The organism is Pseudomonas sp. TAE6080 (genome assembly GCF_018732265.1).
Lineage (GTDB): Bacteria > Pseudomonadota > Gammaproteobacteria > Pseudomonadales > Pseudomonadaceae > Aquipseudomonas > Aquipseudomonas brenneri.
Genome location: NZ_JAHIDY010000018.1, coordinates 50,576 through 70,082 on the forward strand (window position 1 = coordinate 50,576; position 19,507 = coordinate 70,082).

At 62.9% G+C, this 19,507-nt stretch carries 18 protein-coding genes; 7 read left to right on the top strand and 11 right to left on the bottom strand.

The window, feature by feature from the left end:
• Nucleotides 1-40: 40 nt before the first annotated feature.
• Nucleotides 41-748, top strand: a complete 708-nt coding sequence (locus KL786_RS15180; protein ID WP_032860264.1) for a YebC/PmpR family DNA-binding transcriptional regulator — start codon at nt 41-43, stop codon at nt 746-748.
• Between the two features lie 71 nt (nt 749-819).
• Here KL786_RS15180 and KL786_RS15185 read toward each other — a convergent pair whose 3' ends face one another.
• The 4 genes from KL786_RS15185 to KL786_RS15200 are packed head-to-tail and all read right to left on the bottom strand — an operon-like array spanning nt 820 to nt 4,533.
• Entirely contained in the window at nt 820-2,124 is a 1,305-nt protein-coding gene (locus KL786_RS15185; protein ID WP_215518134.1) for a protein kinase, read from the bottom strand.
• 34 nt (nt 2,125-2,158) lie between these two features.
• Nucleotides 2,159-3,271 (bottom strand): cell division protein ZapE, encoded by a 1,113-nt coding sequence (zapE, locus tag KL786_RS15190; protein WP_215518135.1) that lies wholly within the window; start codon nt 3,269-3,271, stop codon nt 2,159-2,161.
• Between the two features lie 12 nt (nt 3,272-3,283).
• Nucleotides 3,284-4,030 carry an anti-sigma factor family protein gene (locus KL786_RS15195; RefSeq protein WP_215518136.1) on the bottom strand — a complete coding sequence of 249 codons (747 nt, stop codon included), beginning with the start codon at nt 4,028-4,030 and terminating at the stop codon, nt 3,284-3,286.
• Nucleotides 4,027-4,533, bottom strand: a complete 507-nt coding sequence (locus KL786_RS15200) for an RNA polymerase sigma factor (protein ID WP_215518176.1) — start codon at nt 4,531-4,533, stop codon at nt 4,027-4,029. The genes KL786_RS15195 and KL786_RS15200 overlap by 4 nt, the downstream gene beginning before the upstream one ends.
• A gap of 204 nt (nt 4,534-4,737) precedes the next feature.
• On the opposite strand from KL786_RS15200, the gene KL786_RS15205 reads away from it, so the two are divergent.
• From KL786_RS15205 to KL786_RS15220, 4 genes are all read left to right on the top strand, one after another.
• Complete coding sequence (locus KL786_RS15205) at nt 4,738-6,345, top strand: AMP-binding protein (protein WP_215518137.1); 1,608 nt, start codon at nt 4,738-4,740, stop codon at nt 6,343-6,345.
• Nucleotides 6,342-7,619 carry an FNR domain-containing protein gene (locus KL786_RS15210; protein WP_215518138.1) on the top strand — a complete coding sequence of 426 codons (1,278 nt, stop codon included), beginning with the start codon at nt 6,342-6,344 and terminating at the stop codon, nt 7,617-7,619. Before KL786_RS15205 ends, KL786_RS15210 begins: the two co-directional genes overlap by 4 nt.
• A gap of 102 nt (nt 7,620-7,721) precedes the next feature.
• Complete coding sequence (locus tag KL786_RS15215) at nt 7,722-8,804, top strand: catalase family peroxidase (protein WP_215518139.1); 1,083 nt, start codon at nt 7,722-7,724, stop codon at nt 8,802-8,804.
• Entirely contained in the window at nt 8,801-9,337 is a 537-nt protein-coding gene (locus KL786_RS15220) for a cytochrome b (RefSeq protein WP_215518140.1), read from the top strand. Before KL786_RS15215 ends, KL786_RS15220 begins: the two co-directional genes overlap by 4 nt.
• Here the strand turns inward: KL786_RS15220 and KL786_RS15225 are convergent.
• On the bottom strand, nt 9,235-10,500 hold the full coding sequence (locus KL786_RS15225; RefSeq protein ID WP_215518141.1) for an MFS transporter: 1,266 nt from the start codon (nt 10,498-10,500) through the stop codon (nt 9,235-9,237). The two genes, KL786_RS15220 and KL786_RS15225, sit on opposite strands and share 103 nt — an antisense overlap.
• Before the next feature lie 96 nt (nt 10,501-10,596).
• On the opposite strand from KL786_RS15225, the gene KL786_RS15230 reads away from it, so the two are divergent.
• On the top strand, nt 10,597-11,052 hold the full coding sequence (locus tag KL786_RS15230; protein ID WP_215518142.1) for a winged helix-turn-helix transcriptional regulator: 456 nt from the start codon (nt 10,597-10,599) through the stop codon (nt 11,050-11,052).
• Between the two features lie 24 nt (nt 11,053-11,076).
• On the opposite strand, the gene KL786_RS15235 is transcribed toward KL786_RS15230, so the two are convergent.
• Both KL786_RS15235 and KL786_RS15240 read right to left on the bottom strand, forming a co-directional pair.
• Nucleotides 11,077-12,228, bottom strand: coding sequence for a M14 family metallopeptidase (locus KL786_RS15235; protein ID WP_215518143.1), 1,152 nt, complete (start codon nt 12,226-12,228; stop codon nt 11,077-11,079).
• 479 nt (nt 12,229-12,707) lie between these two features.
• Nucleotides 12,708-13,052, bottom strand: coding sequence for a DUF6124 family protein (locus KL786_RS15240; protein ID WP_215518144.1), 345 nt, complete (start codon nt 13,050-13,052; stop codon nt 12,708-12,710).
• Between the two features lie 130 nt (nt 13,053-13,182).
• On the opposite strand from KL786_RS15240, the gene KL786_RS15245 reads away from it, so the two are divergent.
• On the top strand, nt 13,183-13,830 hold the full coding sequence (locus KL786_RS15245) for a LexA family protein (protein WP_215518145.1): 648 nt from the start codon (nt 13,183-13,185) through the stop codon (nt 13,828-13,830).
• Here the strand turns inward: KL786_RS15245 and KL786_RS15250 are convergent.
• The 4 genes from KL786_RS15250 to KL786_RS15265 are packed head-to-tail and all read right to left on the bottom strand — an operon-like array spanning nt 13,827 to nt 19,379.
• Complete coding sequence (locus tag KL786_RS15250) at nt 13,827-15,779, bottom strand: acetyl/propionyl/methylcrotonyl-CoA carboxylase subunit alpha (protein ID WP_215518146.1); 1,953 nt, start codon at nt 15,777-15,779, stop codon at nt 13,827-13,829. The two genes, KL786_RS15245 and KL786_RS15250, sit on opposite strands and share 4 nt — an antisense overlap.
• A complete protein-coding gene (locus tag KL786_RS15255; RefSeq protein ID WP_215518147.1) occupies nt 15,776-16,582 on the bottom strand; it encodes a gamma-carboxygeranoyl-CoA hydratase in 807 nt (268 codons plus the stop codon). The genes KL786_RS15250 and KL786_RS15255 overlap by 4 nt, the downstream gene beginning before the upstream one ends.
• Before the next feature lie 14 nt (nt 16,583-16,596).
• Nucleotides 16,597-18,204, bottom strand: a complete 1,608-nt coding sequence (locus KL786_RS15260) for a carboxyl transferase domain-containing protein (protein WP_215518148.1) — start codon at nt 18,202-18,204, stop codon at nt 16,597-16,599.
• Between the two features lie 11 nt (nt 18,205-18,215).
• Entirely contained in the window at nt 18,216-19,379 is a 1,164-nt protein-coding gene (locus tag KL786_RS15265; RefSeq protein ID WP_032860252.1) for an isovaleryl-CoA dehydrogenase, read from the bottom strand.
• Nucleotides 19,380-19,507 lie beyond the last annotated feature (128 nt).

Here is a 19,507-nt window from a genome sequence, read left to right on the forward strand (position 1 = left end):
ACTAGACGTCTCGGCGCCACGGATATCAAGAGAGTGAGTCATGGGCGCACAGTGGAAGGTTAAACATAAAGAAGCGGCATCCAATGCCAAGGGCAAGATCTTCGGCAAACTGGTGAAAGAGATCACCATTGCCGCCCGCAACGGTGCAGACACCGCGACCAACGCCCACCTGCGTCTGGTGGTCGAGCAGGCCAAGAAAGCCTCGATGCCCAAGGAAACCCTGGAACGCGCGATCAAGAAAGGCGCGGGCCTGCTGGGCGAGACCGTGCAGTACCATCGCGTGACCTATGAAGGGTTCGCCCCGCACCAGGTGCCGTTGATCGTTGAATGCGTGACCGACAACATCAACCGCACCGTGGCGGAAATCCGCGTGGCGTTCCGCAAGGGGCAATTGGGGGCTTCGGGCTCCGTGGCCTGGGACTTCAACCATGTGGGGCTGATCGAGGCCTCGCCGGATACCCCGGATGCCGATCCGGAAATGGCCGCCATCGAAGCCGGCGCCCAGGATTTTGAAGAAGGCGAAGAAGAGGGTTCGACCCTGTTCATCACCGAGACCACTGACCTGGACGCGGTACAGAAAGCCTTGCCGGAGCAGGGTTTCACCGTGTTGTCGGCCAAGTTGGGCTACATCTCGAAAAACCCGGTCACTGGCTTGAGCGACGAGCAGATGGCTGAAGTCGAAGCCTTCCTGGAAGGCCTGGACAACCATGACGACGTGCAGGATATGTTCGTCGGCCTGGCGGGCTGACACCGGCCTGTAATCATGGACGCGGGCTAGTGTGGGAGCGGGCTTGCCCGCTCCCACATTTGCATGGCGTTTCAGAGTGAGGACAGCAGTGTCTCGATCTCTTGGAACGCCGGGCGCGTGAGCACCTGCGGTTGGCAGCAACTGTCACGCAGCGCCTCCAGCACTTGGCGCTGTTCATCGCTCAAGCCTTCGTCAATCCGCTCCAGCAACTCCCCCAGCAACACCCCGAACGCGCGCACTTCAATGCGTTGCAGCGCCCTGGTTTCCAAGGTGTCTGCCGTGGCGTGGAACGATGCCGCACCAAAATCCCCGAGCAAACAATCGCCCTCGGCATTGCACAGGATATTGTGGCCATACAGGTCGCCATGGGTAATGCCGTGCCGGTGCAGGTGGGCGGCCACCGAGGCGATGCCCCGCGCCATGCGCAATGCCACCTTGGCGCTGAAACGGGTGGCGGGGTCGTAGATGTCCCGGGTGCAGGACGCCAGGCTTGGCAGGCCGGCGAGGTTGCGGTAGCTCGGTTCGATCAGGTCCATCACCAGTGCGGCCTGGTCATCGGGGTGGCCGACCACGCGGCCTTGCACCCTGATCAGGTTGGGGTGCAGCCCGGCGGCAATACAGGCCTGCATTTCGTGCAGCGGCGAACCGTCGCTGGTGATGCTGCCCTTATAGAGTTTGACGGCGACAGGCGCATTCGAAGGTTTGCAGAGCGCCTTGCGGATCACGCCTGAGGCGCCTTCGCCCAGCACTTCGCCCAGCGCCAGTTCGGCCCAGGGAATAGTCGGCGTGTCGTCGTCATTGGCCACGTCCACCGCCATTTCCACCGGGTTGCCGGCATAGGCCAGCCAGGTCAGGCGCGGTAGCGTCAGCAGCCATTGCGGCAATTGCGCCAGACGGTTGGAGGCGATGCGCAGCAGTTCGAGGTTATGGCACTGGGCCAGGCTCGCCGGCAGTTGCTCCAGGCGGTTGCCGGCCAGCATGAGTTTTTGCAGGCGCGGCCGCTCGCCGAGTTCGTCCGGCAAGTGACTGATGCGGTTATCGGTAAGGATCAGCCAGCGCAGCTGCGGCGGCAGCGCGGCAGCGGGCACATGCTCGATCTGGTTGGCCTTGAAGCCGACCATGCTCAATTGCGGGCATTGGCCCAGGCATACCGGCAGTTCGGTAAAGGCGTTGTCCGAGCAAAACAGCACGCGCAGGTGGGGCAGGCGGTGCAGATCGTCAGGCAGGCTGCTCAGGGCATTGCCACTGAGGTTGAGGATTTCCAGGGAGTCGGCCAGGTCGAAGATTTCCCGGGGGAACTGCGTCAGGCCACAGGACAGGTCCAGGCGCTTGATGCCAGCCAGTTGGCCAGCCTTGAGTTGGGCAAGGGTATCCATGAACAGCAGCATCACTCGACAAAGGCAAAGGCGCTCATGATAACGGCTTGGGCGCGATCGAGCTGATTTGTTGCAACTGGCCCAGGCGGCTGCGGGTGCGCGCCAAGTCGATCGCCTGGCCCTCCAGGGCATCGTCCAGTGGCTGTTGGCCCAGCAGTGTCAGGTGCTTGTCCTGGTCGTACAGCACGTCGATCAGGTTGATAAACCGCTGTTGCACGGCAATCGGGCAGTCGTCCAGCCGGGGCAGGCCGTCGATGATCCAGTGGTCGAAGTCCTCGCACAGCAGCAGGTAATCCATCACGGCAGTGGGTTGTTCACACAGGTCGTTGAAGGTGGCGCCCAGGGTGCGCGCCTGATGCCAGCGCACCTGCAGTTGCCGTGCTCCCACTGCCAGGGCCAGGGGCGGGCCATCGGTGTCGGGCAGCCCCCGCTCACTGCGTTGGGCCGGGGTGGCGGGCCAAACGTACAGGCCATGGGTGAAGCGCTGTTGCCGATGGTTCTGTGCCAAGCCTCGATAGTCGTGGGGCGCGCTGACTTGCATGACGTCCATGCGCGCGCCGATCAAGTCGATCACTGGCTTGAAACGCTGGTGATACAGCGGGTTGGGCAGCAAGCCCTGTGGCGGGTAATTGGAGGTGAGCAGCACCAGGATGCCCCGTTGGAACAACGCCTTGAACAGCCGGGTGATCAACATCGCATCGCCGATGTCATGCACATGGAATTCGTCGAAACACAGCACCCGGCAGCCGTCGAGCAATTGATCCAGGGTGGCGGCCAGGGCGTCGGCCTGCTGGCGGTGAGCAAACATGCCTCGGTGCAGGCGGGCGAAAAAGTCGTGGAAATGCACCCGCTGTTTGTCCGGCCACGGCAAGGCCTGGTAAAACCCGTCGAGCAACCAGCTTTTGCCCCGGCCGACGGCCCCGTGCAGGTACAGGCTGCGGGTCGGACGCCGGGCCTGCAAGTGCGCGGTTTGCCGGGTCATGGCTGCGATCACCTGCAATTGGCTGGGGCTGAGGGTGTAGCCCTGTTGCCGGGCCTTGTCTTCAAAGAACCGCTGAATGGCTGGGGCATTATCGGTGGTGGTTGTTTTGCCCAGCAGCCGTTTGAACAAGGGCAGGCGACGGGGGCGGCTATCTCGAAAAGGCATGGCGTTGGCGTCCTAGAACCTTGTGGTCTGCTTGAGCAATTGGGTGGTCGGCTCGTCCTCTTGGCTGACCATCGCATAGTTGTAGCCGGGGCTGGACCAGTATTGGGCCTGGAGCCCGTCGGCATTGCGACTGCCCGGTGGCAGCAAGGTGTTCTGCGGGCCCGGCGGGCGAATGTAGAAACTGATGCGCCGGCCCTGCGGGTTCTCGTAGAGCACCATCGCCGCTGCGCCCTGGTCGGTGGTGAGCAGGCGCCCGCTGACCGGGTTGAAACCGGCCTGGCTCAGGTCTGGCAGGCGATGGGCCTGGGTGAAGTAACGGTCGAGCCAGGCTTGCATAGCGCCGCTGCCTTGCACCTGGTAATCGGCGGGCATGATCCGCTCCTGGGCGAACAGGCGATAGGCCTGCATGGCGTCGGTCATCGGCAGTGCCGTGGCCACAAGGGTTGCCTGCCGTGCTTGCCAGCCACCCAGGCCGCCCAGGCTGACGGCGAGCACCAGCATGGCGGCAGTGGCCAGTTGGCGGCGCGACTGGTGCTTGAGACGCTGGCGAATCAGTGCCGGATCCAGCTGCGGATTAGCCGCTGGCGCAGCGCCGAGTGCCGCGCGCAGGTGCTGGGCATCCTGTTGCCAGGCGTGGACCTGGGCCGCGACCTCGGGGTGGGCGGCGAGCCAGATCTCCAACTGGCGTCGGTCCACCTCCGAGAGCTGGTGGTCGACGTAAGCGTGCAGGTCGCGTTCGTTGGGGGGCAGGCTGATCATTTGAGTATCCGCAGGGAGGGGCGGTTGATGTCGCCGTCGCTGAGCTGGCGCAAGGCCTGGCGGGCGCGGGACAGGCGTGACATCACGGTGCCGATGGGCACGTCGAGGATATGGGCGACTTCCTTGTAGCTCAAGCCTTCCACCGAGACCCACAGCAACAGGGCGCGCTGCTCGCCGGTCAACTGGTCGAAAGCTTGCAGGGTCGACTGGGCGATCACCTCGCGTTCGACCGAGGGTTGCGTGTCATCGCGCCCGGTAAAGAACTCCAGCATCCGTGCATAGCGTCGCGAACGCCGGTGCGCGTCGAGAAACTGCCGGTAGAGGATCGAGAACAACCAGGCGCGTAAATCACCGTCGACGCGCTTGTCACGCCAACTGACGATGGCGCGCTCCAGGCTGGCCTGCACCAGATCGTCGGCGCTGCTGGGGTTGCGCGTCAGGGACAGGGCAAAGCGCCGCAGCCTGGGAAGGAGTTCACGCAACTGTTCGTCGAGTTCGTGCATGGGGGCCTGCGTGTCGTGGGCGGTGTTGAGGGAGACGCCTACCGGCAAAGGTTGTTCCATTTGTAGGAAAAATAAACGCTACAAATGGCCTTGGTCTTTATCGTTTGTAGGCTCCCGTAGCCCTGTAATGTCGTGAATCGTCCTCAGTCCAGCTCCCAGCCTGCCCGATCACTGTGAGGCAGGCGCCAGATGAGGAGTTGACACATGATATCGGCGACAGCAGCAGATAGCGGATTTGCTTGCACCAAGGCACTGGGCCATTTGCCCATCATTCAACGTAATAACCTTGAAAATTGGGGATGCGGGCCGGCACGGCCACTGCCGTACGCGTGTATACACCAGGCCTTCGAGGCGCACGCCGCAGCAGCTCCCCAGCAGATAGCCGCGCTCTGTCTGGAGCAGAGCATCAGCTATGAGCAGTTGAACCGCCAGGCCAATCGGCTGACCCGGCATCTGATCGAGCAGGGCGTGGTGGCGGGAGACACGGTGGCGCTGTTTGTCGAGCGGTCGATCCCCATGCTGGTGGGCATGCTGGCCGTGTTGAAAATCGGCGCGGCGTACGTGCCGCAGGATGCCAGGATCACTCCGCCGGCCCAGTTGACGATGATCCTTGAGACATTGTCGAGTGCCGTAGTACTGACCCTGTCCGGGCTCAAGGACCGATTGCCGCTGGCGGCGGGCCAGCCGTGCGTGTGCCTGGATGAGTTTCTGGCGCAACAGCCCTGGGTGGCCGAGGAATGCCTGCTGGACGTCGCCGCGTCAGACCCTGCCAGCCTGTGTTTTGTGCTGTTTACCTCCGGGACCACAGGCCGGCCCAATGGGGGGCGGGTGACCCACCGTAATGTCTGCAATATCTTGCTGACGGCGCCGGGAAACCTCGGCATCAAGCCCGGCATGAGCGTTGGGCAGATACTCAACATCGCGTTTGACATGGCGGCCTGGGAGATCCTCGGTTGTCTGGCCCATGGGGCGACGTTGCGTATCCGTCAGCAAGACATCGGGGAAACGGCACGCCATTGCCAGGTGCTGATCGCCACGCCGTCGATTCTCGCGACCCTGGATCCCCAGCAATGCCCCACGCTTGAGGTGGTCGCGGTGGCGGGCGAGCCATGCCCCCAGGCCCTGGCGGACCGCTGGGCGGCTCATTGCACGTTCTACAACGGTTGCGGGCCGACTGAAACGACCATCGTCAATACCCTGCATCGGCATGTGCCAGGGGCGCGATTGACCATCGGCAAGCCGACGCCCAATAACACCGTGTATGTGCTCGATGAGCATGGCCAGGCCTGCGCACCAGGGGCCGTGGGGGAGATGTGGGCCGGGGGCGATGGGGTGACGGCCGGTTATCTGCACAACCCGTTGTTGACTGCGCAACGCTACCGACCTGATCCATTCCTGGGGGCGGGCCGGATGATGTTTCAGACCCGCGACCTGGGCCGCTGGACGGACGAAGGGGCGTTGGAGCATCTGGGGCGGGTTGACGATCAGGTCAAGGTCCGCGGTTTTCGCGTGGAGTTGGATGCGCTTGCCACCACGCTTGAGGCCTGCGGTGCCTGTAGCCGGGCGGTGGCGTTGAAATTCGACAGCCAGCACCTGGTGGCATTCGTGACCCCGGCCACGGTGGATATCCCGGCAGCCAGGCAGTACTGCGCGCAACGGCTGGCCTACTACTGTGTGCCCGCGGTGATTTTCGCCCTGGACCACCTGCCGCTCACGGCGCGTGGCAAGGTCGACAAGGCTTTGCTGCTGCAATGGGCCCGTGACAGTGAGGAGGGGCGCCAGTTGCTCCTGAACGCCGGTGGCCGAGCATGATTGAACGGTGGATGGCCACGGTGCTGCCCGCCCGGCCTGGCGGGTGGCGGCGCTGGCGTGGCAGGCCGATATTTTCCCATTACAACTGTCTGGTGGCATTAGTGCTGATGGGCAACGGCTGGTTTGCGCTGGCGGGCTTGACCCTGCCCTTGATCGACGTGCAACAGGTGTCGCTGCTGGTGATGATTAACCTGTCCCTGGCGATCCTGGTGCGCCAGCAGTATGTAATCAACGGGCTGTTCTGGCTGGCGACGCGTATTCCCGTGAGCTGGCCGCTGTACATACGCCGCCGCGCCGCCAAGGTCTATCACCTGGGCGGGCTGCACAGCGGTGGTGCGCTGGCGGCCACGGTGTGGTTCGTGGTGCTGGTCGGCAGCCAGGGCTGGCGCTATCTGCAACAGCCTTCGAGTGTGTCGGTGCCGTGGTTGCTGGTCAGTGCGGCGCTGCTGGGTGTGTTGCTGTTGATGGTGGTGATGGCGCAGCCGGGGATTCGCCGCTGCTTTCACAATGGCTTTGAGCGCGTGCACCGGTTTGCGGGGTGGGCGGCCTTGCTGTTGTTCTGGGTGCAGACACTGCTGGCCGAGGCTCCCGCGGGGGCGGTTTGGGTATTGCTGGTGCTGACCCTGAGTATTGCGCTGCCTTGGATACGCTTGCGCAAAGTGGCCGTCAGTCATCAGCGGCCTAGTGGCCATGCTGTGATCAGCACATTGCGCCACACTACGCCCTTTGCGGGGTCGTCCACCGCGATCAGCCTGCAACCGCTGCTGGAGTGGCACTCGTTTGCCAATATCCCGACACCGGGCCAGCCGGGGTTTCGCCTGATTATTTCCCGGGCTGGGGATTGGACGGGGCGCTTTATCGAGCAGATGCCGTCCCATGTGTGGGTCAAGGGCATTACCACGGCGGGGGTGGCCAACGTCGAGACCTTGTTCAAGTCGGTGGTGTACATCGCCACTGGCAGCGGCATTGGCCCGGTGATGCCGCATTTGCTGGCCAGGCAGGTACCGATCCAGTTGGTCTGGTCGACCCGCAGCCCGGCCAAGACCTATGGCGAGGAACTGGTCGCAGAAATCCTTCGCGCACAACCCGGCGCAGTGATCTGGGACACCGATGTACGGGGCAAACCTGACCTGGTGCAACTGGCCTACGCGGCGGTGCAGGACTTCTCTGCCGAAGCGGTGATCTGTATCGCCAACCAGGCGGTGACGCAGCGGGTGGTCGAGGAAATGGAGGCTCGGGGGATACCCGCCTACGGGGCGATCTGGGACTCCTGAACAAGGCTCTGATGAAAATGCCTACGGCCCTGGGGGAATAAGCCCGCGCGAGCGGCGTCCTATTGCACCTATCCCCTGTGGCCGCAGGCCTCGGAGCACTTCATGCCAGATCACCCATCTCCACCACGCCCGCCGTTGGGGCGTGCCAGTCTGATTTTGCGCCTGGCGGCTATTGGCGTGGTTGTTGGTGTCGTGGCGGGGGCTTTTGCCTACGTCAACGGCACACTTGACCCACAGCGTTTGCGCCCCAAGACGTTGGTCAATGCCCTGGAAACCAACAATGGCGTACACCAAGGCTACCGACGCAATCACGCTAAAGGTGTGTGCGTAGCCGGCTATTTCGAGAGCAGCCCTGCGGCTCGCGCCTATTCCAGCGCACAGGTATTCAGTGAGGCCCGCACCCAGGTGATCGGGCGTTTCGCCCTGCCCAGCGGCAACCCTTATGCCCCGGACAATAGCGTGCCGATCCGCAGCCTGGCCGTGCAGTTCAATCAGGCCAACGGCCAGCAATGGCGCACCGGGATGAACAGCATGCCGGTGTTCCCGGTGGGCACGCCCGAGGCGTTCTACCAGATGCTCAAGGCCGGTGCCCCAGACCCTGCGACCGGCAAGCCGAACCCGGCCAGTATGCCGGCGTTTTTTGCCAGCCATCCCGAGGCCGCGCCGTTTCTGGCGTGGGTCAAGACCGCCAAGCCCTCTGCCAGCTATGCCACCGAGACCTATAACGCGATTAACGCTTTTTACCTGATCAATGCCACCGGGCAACGCCAGGCCGTGCGCTGGGGCGTGGTCCCGCTGAGCCAGGATGCCAGCGGCGCCATCACGCCTGAAGGGGCGGATTCCCTGCAGGCAGATTTGATCCAACGCTTGAAGGCCGGGCCGCTGCGCTGGCAATTGCAGATCACCCTGGCCAACCCCCCGGACCCGGTGGATGACGCCAGCAAGGCCTGGGCCGGCGCGCACACGGTGCTGAACGCCGGCACCTTGGTACTTGAAAGCAGCCAGCCACAACTGGACGGCGATTGCCGTGATATCAACTTTGACCCCTTGATCCTGCCCAGTGGTATCGAAGCCTCCAATGACCCGCTGCTGGCTGCACGTTCTGCCGCCTATGCCAGTTCATATTTGCGTCGCACCGGCGAAGTCAGCCAGTTGCACAGCGCCCCTCAGGAGTCCCGGCCATGACTGCCCAACCGCGTTTTTTTGCGCCGCTGGCGCGCCTGCTGCACTGGCTGATGGCGCTGATGGTGATCGCCATGCTGTTTATCGGGGCCGGCATGGTGGCGTCGGTTTCCGAGCGCCATGAATGGTTGTTGCACCTGCACAAGCCGCTGGGTATTGCGATTCTGCTGTTGGTGATCGTGCGGCTGGTGGTGCGCTTTTCTACCCGTCAGCCGCCGTTGCCTGTCGACTTGCCGGCGTGGCAGGTGCTGGCGGCCAAGGCTTCGCATGTGCTGCTGTATGGCTTGATGCTGATCCTGCCGTTGCTGGGGTGGGCGATGATTTCGGCGGCCGGTGATCCGGTGATGCTGTCCAGTGCCTTGCAGTTGCCCGGGTGGGTGCCGGCCAATGCGCAGTTGTTTGCGGTGCTGCGCAAGGCCCACGGTTACCTCGCCTACTTGCTGTTTCTGACGGTGTTGCTGCATTTGGCGGCGGCGTTGTTCCATGGCTGGGTTCGTCGCGATGGCGTGCTGCAAAGCATGCTCGGCAAGGACTGAGGTGCAAGGGTCGCCCGCCAGTAAACCAGGGCCAGCAGGTTGATGGCGGCGCCCAGGCCACACACGCCGAGCCAACCGGCCCAGGCGTACATCATCGTTGCCGCTACCGAGCCCAGTGCGCTGCCTGCCGAATAGAACAGCATGTAGCCGGCCACCAGCCTGCTCTGGGCTGCGGGGCGCACGCTGTAAATCAGGCTTTGGCTGGTGACATGCACGGCTTGCAGGCCGAGGTCGAAGGTAATCACCCCGAGCAGCAGCGCCCACAGCGAGGACTGGGTGAAGGCGATGGCCAGCCACGACAGCAGCATCAGCCCCAGGGCTGCGCCGCTGGTCCACTGGGCCAGGCCCCGGTCGGCCAGGCGTCCGGCATGAGCCGCGCCCAGCGCGCCAGCAGCCCCGGCGAGGCCGAACAGGCCGATCTGGGTGTGCGACAGCGACAATGGCGGGGCGCTCAAGGGCAGTACCAGTGGGGTCCAGAGCACGGTGCCAGCGGCAAAAATCAGAAACGCCAGGACCGCGCGGTCGCGCAGCACTTTTTCTTCACGCAACAGGCTGAACACCGAGCCGAGCAGTTGTCGATATGAACCTGGCGCCCGGGGCTGCTCGGTGGCCGGCAAGACGCGCCAGAGCAACAGTGCCATCAGCAGCGTCAGGCCAGCCGACAACAGGTACACCGAACGCCAGCCGGCCAGGTCCGCCATGACCCCGGACACCGTGCGTGCCAGCAGCAGGCCGACCACGATGCCGCTGGTCACCAGGCCCACCACATGGCCCCGTTGCTCGGGCCGCGCCAGGTTTGCGGCGTAGGCCACCAATACTTGTGCCACCACCGCGAGCAAGCCGGTCAGCAGCAGGCCCGCCAGAAACCACAGGCTGCTGCTGGACAGGCCGAGCAGCAAAACCGCGGCGGTGGACAACAGCAACTGGCCGACGATCAAGTGCCGGCGATTGAGCAGGTCGCCCAACGGCACCAGCAGCAACAGCCCCATGCCATAACCGACCTGAGTCAGGCTGATCACCATGCCGATGGTGGCGGGGTCCATGGCGAACGTAGTGGCCATGGCATCAAGCAGGGGTTGGGCGTAATAGACATTGGCCACCGACAAACCACAGGCAATGGCGAACAGCAGCACCACGGCGCCGCTCAAGGGGGAGGTTGGCATGCTGGATTCCTTTGTGGTTTTAAAATGAAACCTGTTGTACGGTAGATAGACTGGTTTTATATTGCAACTACATTTTTCATCAGGCAGGCGTTGCGCATGGTCAAACTCACTCGCTTTGAAAGTGCCGAATGCCCGGTGGCACGCTCACTGGAGGCCATTGGTGATGGTTGGGCGCTCTTGATCATTCGGGATGCATTCGATGGCATCCGTCGCTTCGGCGAGTTCCAGCGCAGCCTGGGGATGGCCAAGAACATTCTGTCGACGCGCCTGCGCAATCTGGTGGCCCACGGGATTTTCGAGATTGTCCCGGCTTCGGATGGCAGCGCTTATCAGGAGTATGTGTTGACGCAAAAGGGCAGGGGACTGTTCGCCGTGATCATTGGGCTGCGGCAATGGGGCGAGGGGTTTCTCTACGACGAGGGCGAGGCTCGTTCGGTGATGTTGGACCGTGAGCACGGGCAGCCGCTGCAGGCCTTGGCGGTGCGTGCAGCGGATGGCCGGGTGCTCGGGCCGCAGGATTGCCTGCGGGTGGCGGCGCAATCCGGGGGCTGAACCTGCCCCCCGGGGTGAGCAGGATCAGCGCAGCACGCCGACCATATCCGCCACGGTGCTCAGCACGTCCTTGCCCAGTTGCAGCGAGCGTTTGCCGGACCAGCCGGTATGCGGGTCGGGTGCATCGTCGTTGTCCTTGAACGGCATTTCCAGGGTCAGGGACAGGCAATCGAATTTCTCGCCCACGCTGTTGCATGCCAGGGTCATATTGGCCTGGCCCGGCAAGTCACGCGTGTAGCCATGGGTGGTCTGGAAGTCGCGGGTCAGGGCGCTCAAGTGGCTGCGGAAGTGTTTTTCCAGGCCTTCGATACGTGGTGTGTAACCGGGGTTGCCTTCACAACCGGCGGTGAACACGTAGGGGATTTCCTCGTCACCGTGGATATCCAGGAACAGGTCGACGCCGTATTGCCCCATTTGCTGCTGGACGAACAGCACTTCCGGGCTTTGTTCCTGGCTTGCACTTTGCCAGGCGCGGTTGAGGTCCTGGCCCATGGCGTTGGTGCGCAGATGACCGTGAAACGCGCCATCCGGGTTCATGTTCGGCACCAGGTAGAGGTCGGCAGCGGCCAGGAGTCTGTTCAGCTCGTCGTCACCGTGCTGTTGCAGGCGCTCGATGATGCCTTCCATAAACCACTCGGCCATATGCTCGCCCGGGTGTTGCTGGGCGATGATCCAGACTTTGCGCTGCCCTGCGCCACCCTTGCCACGGCGCAGGAGCGGGATATCACGGCCTTCGACGCTCTTGCCGGTGGCCAGCAATTGCGCACCGGCGCGGTTCAGTGCCCGGTCGATCAACCAGGCGTGACGCTCGCGGCTATAAGGTTCGAAGTAGGCGAACCAGGCGTGTTTTTGCTCGGTCTGGAGTTCGATGTGCAAGGTTTCGCCGTCAAAGCGCGTTGGCACTCGGAACCAGTTGATGTGGTCGTATGACGCCACGGCGTTGTAGCCGCTCCAGGCCTGTTTGTAGGAGGACTGGCCGGCGTTGCTCAGGCGGAAGGTATGGGTATGGCCAATGTGCATCCCTTCGGCCTTGAAGTGGAACCATTGGAAGTGCTGGCTGCGGGTATCGGGTTTGATTGCGAGCAACAATTGATGGGCATCGCTGGTGTCGAGCACCTGGATATTGCCGCTGTCGAAATCGGTGCTGATCTTAATGGAGGTCAAGGCCACGGTCATAGTCTGGTTGCCTGAATATGAGGGGTGTGGCGGGCAGTTTACACAGGCGCGGGGTAAAGTCTGGACGCAAATTTTTGCGAAAAAGGAGGGGGCGTCGTCCATGACGCAGCCGCAGCTTAGAGTCTGTGAGATTGATTCTCAAGTGCTAATTTGGAAAGATCCGGGCCAGAGCGTTTTATCGACTTTCTTTCCGCGATAGTCTTTTGCTACCATGCGCGCCATCAAGCAACACACAGTCTTCATTAGCCTGAAGCCACGCCAGAATAACTGGCAAAAAAAAGACCCGGCCAAAGAGCCGGGTCAAAAACCGTGATTAGCCTGATGAGGAGATATTCCAAGAGTCCGACCTAAGGTCTCTTGGTCTATCGACTGATCTCGCGACCAGCTGCTTGCAATAATAATCATTATCATTTGCAAGTCAAATGTTTTTATCAACCAGATAGAAATATTTTTTCTTTTGTTCCTGCATGTCTACCTGGCTATGGGGTTTTCCCGCCTGCCAGTTGCAGTGGACGCTCCAGCATGGCCTTGGCCATATCAATCAGGTACACCACCGAAAACGCCAGGTCCCGGGTGCCTCCCAGCTTGTTGTCGGCCAGTTCATAGGCGATGGCGGCAGCGCTGCGCAGCAGGTCCGACGCGTGGATCAGGGCTTCTTCACTGCTGACAGCGGGGTTTGCCTCGAACCATGCCACATCGTCCGATGCCAGGCCTGGATCTTCTTTCAAGTAGTAGTCCAACGCGCGCCGGGCAGCGTCGCTGCCCTGCAAGAGCTTTACTTCATCATCAGGTGTACCAGGCAGGTGATCCGGGGGTGTGGTCATGAGGTTGGTGCTCTGGGTGGGAAGGTGAACAGGTGGAGCTGATAATAATACGATCTGTATTTATGTCATTTGATTGATTACTACAAACTGTTTATTGTCGCGCTGAATACACCCGGTATCGTCTGCCCCCATGGATAAATGGATAGCGTTGGTCAAAGCCAACATGAAAGACCGCAAGGTCACGCAAGACCAGTTGGCCACGCGGCTGGGCATGTCCCAGGGCGGCATCGGCCACTGGCTGGGCAAGCGCCGTGTCCCCAGCCTCGCCGACATGAACCGGGTGCTCGAAGAACTGGGCCTGGGTTATCTGGAAGCGGCGCTGGTGATCCGCGAGAAGGGCGACGCCCCGGCAGACGACGAAGCCGCGTCGACCGTTCAATACAACCCGTATTTTCGCTATCCCGTGAAAGACTGGAAACAGCCCATCCAGGTGCACGAACAGCGGCCAGCCTATGGCCCGGCGCGTTTTCAGGCGAGCGACTACGATGCCGACGGCGAAGCGTTCTGGCTCCAGGTCTACGGCGATGCAATGACCGCACCCAGCGGGCCGAGTATCGCCGATGGGATGATGATCCTGGTGGACCCGGCCCTCGACGCCGAGCCCGGCAAGTTGGTGGTGGCCCAATGGGCCGGCAGCGGCCAGGCGACCTTTCGCAAACTGATCGAGGAAAGCGGCCAGCGTTACCTGGTGCCGCTCAACCCGACCTATCCAAAGGCGCTGCTGACCGATGCCTGCCAGATCATCGGCGTGGTGGTACAGGCCACGGTGAAGTTCTAGGCCAAGGCCTCCAGCTCCACCAAGGCGCTGCCTTCGCCGACCATTTCGCCTTCCTGGCAATACAGCGCCTTGATCACACCGGCATGGGGCGCGCGAATGCTGTGCTCCATCTTCATCGCCTCGAGCACCACCAGTTGCGTGCCAGCCTCGACCGTCTGCCCGACGTCCACCAGCACCCGCACGATGCTGCCGTTCATCGGCGCAGTGAGGCCGCCCTGATGCGCCTGCCCGGCATCGACGGCGGCGATCGGATCAAACAGCGTCACACTGCGCATTTCACCTTGCCAGCGGAGGAACAGCGTCTGCCCATGGCGCACAGCCAGGTGCGAACGGCGTAGGCCGGCATCCTCGATCAGCAGGTGCTCGTTACGCAGTTGTGGCGCGGCGCTGGTTTGCAGGGTCACCAGGCGGTCCTGGCCGTCGCAGCTCAAATGCAGTGACGTCTCGGCGGGCAGGCCCGCGCGAAAGCCCAGTGCCGCAGCCCACGGCGAGGCGAGGTCATCTTCGCGCAGCCGGGCTGGCTGGCTCTGCATGAAACCCTGGCCAGCCGCCTGCCAGAACTCATCGCTCAACTCACTGGCGCCAGGCAGCAGTTGCTCCTGATACCGCGGGATAAACCCGGTATCCAACTGCGCCGCAGCGAACGCAGGGTGGCCGATGATGCGTCGCAAAAAGCCCAGGTTAGTCTTCAAACCACCGACCGCAAACTCATCCAGCATGCTCAGCAGGCGCAGGCGCGCCTGTTCGCGATCCTCGCCCCAGGCAATCAGCTTGCCGAGCATCGGGTCGTAGAACGGGGAGACGTCGTCACCTTGCTCGACGCCGCTGTCCACCCGGCGTCCCGGGCCTGGCGCCGACTCGCGGTACAGCGCCAGGCGCCCGGTGGCCGGCAAGAAATCATTGGCAGGATCTTCGGCATACAGCCGCACTTCGATGGCGTGACCGCGCAACGGCACCTGATCCTGGGTCATCGGCAGCGGTTCGCCCTGAGCCACGCGAATCTGCCAGGCCACCAGATCCAGGCCGGTAATGGCCTCCGTCACCGGGTGTTCTACCTGCAAGCGGGTGTTCATCTCCATGAAAAAGAACTCACCACGCGCATCCAGCAGGAACTCCACCGTGCCGGCACCGACATAGCCAATCGCCTGGGCCGCACGCACTGCGGCTTCACCCATGGCCTGGCGCAGGGCAGGGCTGAGACCGGGCGCCGGCGCTTCTTCGACGACTTTCTGGTGCCGACGCTGGATCGAGCAGTCGCGTTCATTGAGGTACAGGCAATGACCGTGTTGGTCGGCAAATACCTGGATCTCCACGTGGCGTGGCTGGATCAGGTATTTCTCCACCAGCATCTGCGCGTTGCCAAACGACGACTGCGCTTCACGCTGGGCCGAGGCCAGGGCTTCGGCCAATTGGCTTTCGTCCTCGACCACTTTCATGCCCTTGCCGCCACCGCCAGCGGTGGCCTTGAGCAACACCGGGTAGCCAATGCGCGCGGCGGCCTGGCGGAAGGTTTCCAGGTCCTGGGCGGCACCGTGATAACCCGGCACCAGCGGCACGCCAGCGGTTTCCATCAAGGCCTTGGCGGCGGATTTGCTGCCCATGGCATCAATGGCCGAGGCGGGCGGGCCGAGAAAAATCAGCCCGGCGTCAGCAATTGCCCGCGCAAAGCCCGGGTTTTCGGAAAGAAAGCCATACCCCGGATGAATCGCCTGGGCGCCGCTGGCCTTGGCGGCGGCGATCAACTTGTCGATCTGCAGGTAGCTGTCGGCAGCCTTGCTGCCGCCCAGGTCCACGCGGATATCGGCTTCGCGGCTATGGCGCGCATCGCGGTCAGTGGCGCTGTGCACGGCGACGGTGGTCATCCCCAGTGCCTTGGCCGTGCGCATGACGCGGCAGGCGATTTCGCCACGGTTGGCCACCAGCACGCAGGTAATCAACGGTGAACTCATGAACGAGGCTCCTGGGACTGCCAACTGGGTGCACGTTTTTGCAAAAACGCGCGCAAGCCTTCCTGGCCCTCGGCGCTGACGCGGATGCGCGAGATGGCGTTTTCGCAGTAACGGCGCAACGCTGGAGTGAGCGCGCCGTTGCCGACTTCGCGCAGCAAGTCTTTGCTGGCACGCATGGCCGCCGGGCTGTTGAGCAGCAGGTTGGCGGTCCATTGCTCGACCTGTTGATTCAGCTCGGCGAGGGGGTAGCTTTGCGCCAGGAGCCCGATGGCCTGGGCCTGGTGGCCGTCGAAGCGCTCTGCGGTCAAGGCATAGCGCCGTGCCGCGCGCTCGCCAATCGCCTGCACCACAAATGGGCTGATCACCGCCGGGGCGAGGCCGATGCGCACTTCTGACAGGCAGAACTGCGCGTCATCGGCGCCAATGGCCATGTCGCAGCAACTGATCAGGCCCAGGGCGCCGCCATAGGCCGCGCCCTGGACCACCGCCAGTATCGGGATCTTCAGTTTGGCCAGGTTGTACATCAACTCCGCCAGCTCGCGGGCGTCGTCGAGGTTGGTGTGGTAGTCCAGCTCAGCCGACTGTTGCATCCAGGCCAGGTCCGCGCCGGCGCTGAAATGCTTGCCGCGCCCGCGTACCAGCAAAAAACGTAGCGCGGCATCGGCCTGGACCTGGTCCAGGGCAATGATCAGCTCACGGATCATTTCGGCGTTGAAGGCGTTGTTCTTCTGTTCCCGGCTCAACCACAGCGTGGCAAAGCCACGGGGGTCGTTCACCAGTTCCACGGTGTTGAAATCGCTCATGGGTGCAGCTCCAATTACATGCGGAACACGCCGAAGCGGCTCGGCTCGATGGGGGCATTCAGCGCGGCGGACAAGGCCAGGGCCAGCACGTCACGGGTCTGCAAGGGGTCGATGACGCCGTCATCCCACAGGCGGGCGCTGGAGTAATAGGGGTGGCCCTGGGTTTCATACTGGTCGAGGATCGGTTGCTTGATCTGCGCCTCTTCCTCGGCGCTGAACCCCTGGCCACTGCGTTCGGCTTGTTCGCGCTTGACTTGCACCAGCACACCGGCGGCCTGTTCGGCGCCCATCACGCCAATGCGGGCGTTGGGCCACATCCACAAAAAGCGCGGGTCGTAGGCGCGCCCGCACATCCCATAGTTACCGGCACCAAAGCTGCCGCCGATGATCACCGTGAATTTCGGCACCTTGGCGCAGGCCACCGCCGTGACCAGCTTGGCGCCGTGCTTGGCGATGCCGCCGGCCTCATACTTCTGGCCGACCATGAAGCCGGTGATGTTCTGCAAGAACAGCAGGGGAATCCCGCGCTGGCAGGCCAGTTCGATAAAGTGCGCGCCTTTTTGCGCCGCTTCAGCGAAGAGGATCCCGTTGTTGGCGAGGATCGCGATGGGATAGCCATGCAAATGGGCAAAACCGCAGACCAGCGTGGTGCCGAACAGCGCCTTGAATTCATCGAATACCGAACCGTCCACCAGCCGCGCAATCACTTCGCGCACATCGAACGGCTGCTTGGCATCGGCCGGGATCACGCCGTACAACTCATCGCTGGCATACAGCGGCGCGACCGGTGTGCGCTGTTGCAACTGCCCCTGTTTGCGCCAGTTGAGGTTGGCGATGCTGCGGCGGGCCAGGGCCAGGGCGTGTTCGTCGCTGTCGGCGTAATGGTCGGCTACCCCGGAGATCTTGCAGTGCACATCGGCACCGCCAAGGTCTTCGGCGCTGACCACTTCGCCCGTGGCGGCCTTCACCAGCGGCGGCCCGGCGAGGAAGATGGTCGCCTGTTGGCGCACCATGATCGCTTCGTCCGCCATCGCCGGCACATAGGCCCCACCGGCGGTGCAGGAGCCCATGACCACGGCAATCTGCGGAATGCCCTGGGCGCTCATGTTGGCCTGGTTGAAGAAAATCCGCCCAAAGTGCTCGCGGTCGGGAAACACTTCGTCCTGGCGCGGCAGGTTGGCGCCGCCGGAATCCACCAGGTAGATGCACGGCAGGCGATTCTGTTCGGCGATGGTTTGCGCGCGCAGGTGTTTTTTCACGGTCAGCGGGTAATAGGAGCCACCTTTTACCGTGGCGTCGTTGGCGACGATCATGCACTCGACGCCTTCGACCCGCCCGATCCCGGCGATCACGCCAGCGGCTGGTACGTCTTCACCGTAGACCTGATACGCCGCCAGTTGGCTGAGCTCAAGGAACGCCGAGCCTGGGTCGAGCAGGCGGTTGATGCGCTCGCGCGGCAGCAGCTTGCCACGGGAAGTGTGGCGCTCCTGGGCCTTGCTGCCGCCGCCTTGCTGGACCTGGGCAAGCAGGGTGTGCAGGGCATCGACTTGTTTGAGCATCGCCGCGCTGTTGGCGGCGAATTCAGCCGAGCGCGGGTTGAGTTGGGTGTGCAGGGTGGCCATGGTGCACTCCCTCAGCGGGTTTCGTTGAACAGTTCGCGGCCAATCAACATGCGCCGGATCTCACTGGTGCCCGCGCCGATTTCATACAGCTTGGCATCGCGCAGCAGGCGCCCGGCCGGGAATTCATTGATATAGCCATTGCCGCCGAGAATCTGGATCGCATCGAGGGCCATCTGCGTCGCGCGTTCGGCGCTGTACAAGATCACCCCGGCGGCGTCCTTGCGTGTGGTTTCGCCACGCTCGCAGGCCTGGGCCACCGCATAGAGGTAGGCGCGGCTGGCGTTGAGCTGGGTGTACATGTCGGCGACCTTGCCCTGAATCAGTTGGAACTCGCCGATGCTCTGGCCGAACTGCTTGCGGTCGTGGATGTACGGCACGATCAGGTCCATGCAGGCCTGCATGATCCCGGTCGGGCCACCGGAGAGCACCACGCGCTCGTAGTCCAGGCCACTCATCAGCACTTTGACGCCGCCATTGAGCGCGCCGAGGATGTTTTCTTCGGGCACCTCGACGTCATCGAAAAACAGCTCGCAGGTGTTGGAGCCGCGCATGCCCAGCTTGTCGAACTTGTTGCTGCGGCTGAAGCCTTTCGAGTCGCGCTCGACGATAAACGCGGTAATGCCGTGGGCGCCTTTTTCCAGGTCGGTCTTGGCGTAGATCACGTAGGTGTGGGCATCGGGGCCGTTGGTGATCCAGGTCTTGCTGCCGTTGAGCACATACACGCTGCCGCGTTTGTCGGCGCGCAGCTTCATCGAGACCACGTCGGAACCGGCATTCGGCTCGCTCATGGCCAGGGCGCCGATGTGCTCGCCGCTGATCAGCTTGGGCAGGTACTTGAGCTTTTGCGCGTGGCTGCCGTTGCGGTTGATCTGGTTGACGCACAGGTTGGAGTGCGCGCCGTAGGACAACGCCACCGAGGCCGAGCCGCGGCTGATTTCTTCCATGGCCACCACGTGGGCCAGGTAACCCAGGCCGGCACCACCGTATTCTTCCGGCACGGTGATGCCCAACAGGCCCATGTCACCGAACTTGCGCCACATATCCACGGGGAACAGGTTGTCGATGTCTATCTGCGCCGCCCGTGGCGCCAGCTCCTTGGCCACGAAGGCCTGCACCTGGTCGCGCAGCATGTCGATGGTTTCACCGAGGGCGAAGTTCAGGGTCGGGTAACTCATGGGAGGGCACCTATAAACATTATTGTTGTGGGGCTGGCGACGCCATTGGGCGATCACCTTTACGTTAACGTAAACTTGCGTTGCATGACTGTCAATCGTAGCTTACGTTAACGTCAAGCTCGCGCCTG

Coding starts and splice junctions, on each gene's coding strand:
- KL786_RS15180 (WP_032860264.1), top strand. CDS start 41: ATGGGCGCACAGTGGAAGGTTAAACATAAAGAAGCGGCATCCAATGCC.
- KL786_RS15265 (WP_032860252.1), bottom strand. CDS start 19,379: ATGAGTTACCCGACCCTGAACTTCGCCCTCGGTGAAACCATCGACATG.
- KL786_RS15235 (WP_215518143.1), bottom strand. CDS start 12,228: ATGACCGTGGCCTTGACCTCCATTAAGATCAGCACCGATTTCGACAGC.
- KL786_RS15205 (WP_215518137.1), top strand. CDS start 4,738: ATGATATCGGCGACAGCAGCAGATAGCGGATTTGCTTGCACCAAGGCA.
- KL786_RS15225 (WP_215518141.1), bottom strand. CDS start 10,500: ATGCCAACCTCCCCCTTGAGCGGCGCCGTGGTGCTGCTGTTCGCCATT.
- KL786_RS15260 (WP_215518148.1), bottom strand. CDS start 18,204: ATGGCCACCCTGCACACCCAACTCAACCCGCGCTCGGCTGAATTCGCC.
- KL786_RS15245 (WP_215518145.1), top strand. CDS start 13,183: ATGGATAAATGGATAGCGTTGGTCAAAGCCAACATGAAAGACCGCAAG.
- KL786_RS15200 (WP_215518176.1), bottom strand. CDS start 4,533: ATGCACGAACTCGACGAACAGTTGCGTGAACTCCTTCCCAGGCTGCGG.
- KL786_RS15195 (WP_215518136.1), bottom strand. CDS start 4,030: ATGATCAGCCTGCCCCCCAACGAACGCGACCTGCACGCTTACGTCGAC.
- KL786_RS15255 (WP_215518147.1), bottom strand. CDS start 16,582: ATGAGCGATTTCAACACCGTGGAACTGGTGAACGACCCCCGTGGCTTT.
- KL786_RS15215 (WP_215518139.1), top strand. CDS start 7,722: ATGCCAGATCACCCATCTCCACCACGCCCGCCGTTGGGGCGTGCCAGT.
- KL786_RS15220 (WP_215518140.1), top strand. CDS start 8,801: ATGACTGCCCAACCGCGTTTTTTTGCGCCGCTGGCGCGCCTGCTGCAC.
- KL786_RS15240 (WP_215518144.1), bottom strand. CDS start 13,052: ATGACCACACCCCCGGATCACCTGCCTGGTACACCTGATGATGAAGTA.
- KL786_RS15250 (WP_215518146.1), bottom strand. CDS start 15,779: ATGAGTTCACCGTTGATTACCTGCGTGCTGGTGGCCAACCGTGGCGAA.
- KL786_RS15210 (WP_215518138.1), top strand. CDS start 6,342: ATGATTGAACGGTGGATGGCCACGGTGCTGCCCGCCCGGCCTGGCGGG.
- KL786_RS15230 (WP_215518142.1), top strand. CDS start 10,597: ATGGTCAAACTCACTCGCTTTGAAAGTGCCGAATGCCCGGTGGCACGC.
- zapE (WP_215518135.1), bottom strand. CDS start 3,271: ATGCCTTTTCGAGATAGCCGCCCCCGTCGCCTGCCCTTGTTCAAACGG.
- KL786_RS15185 (WP_215518134.1), bottom strand. CDS start 2,124: ATGGATACCCTTGCCCAACTCAAGGCTGGCCAACTGGCTGGCATCAAG.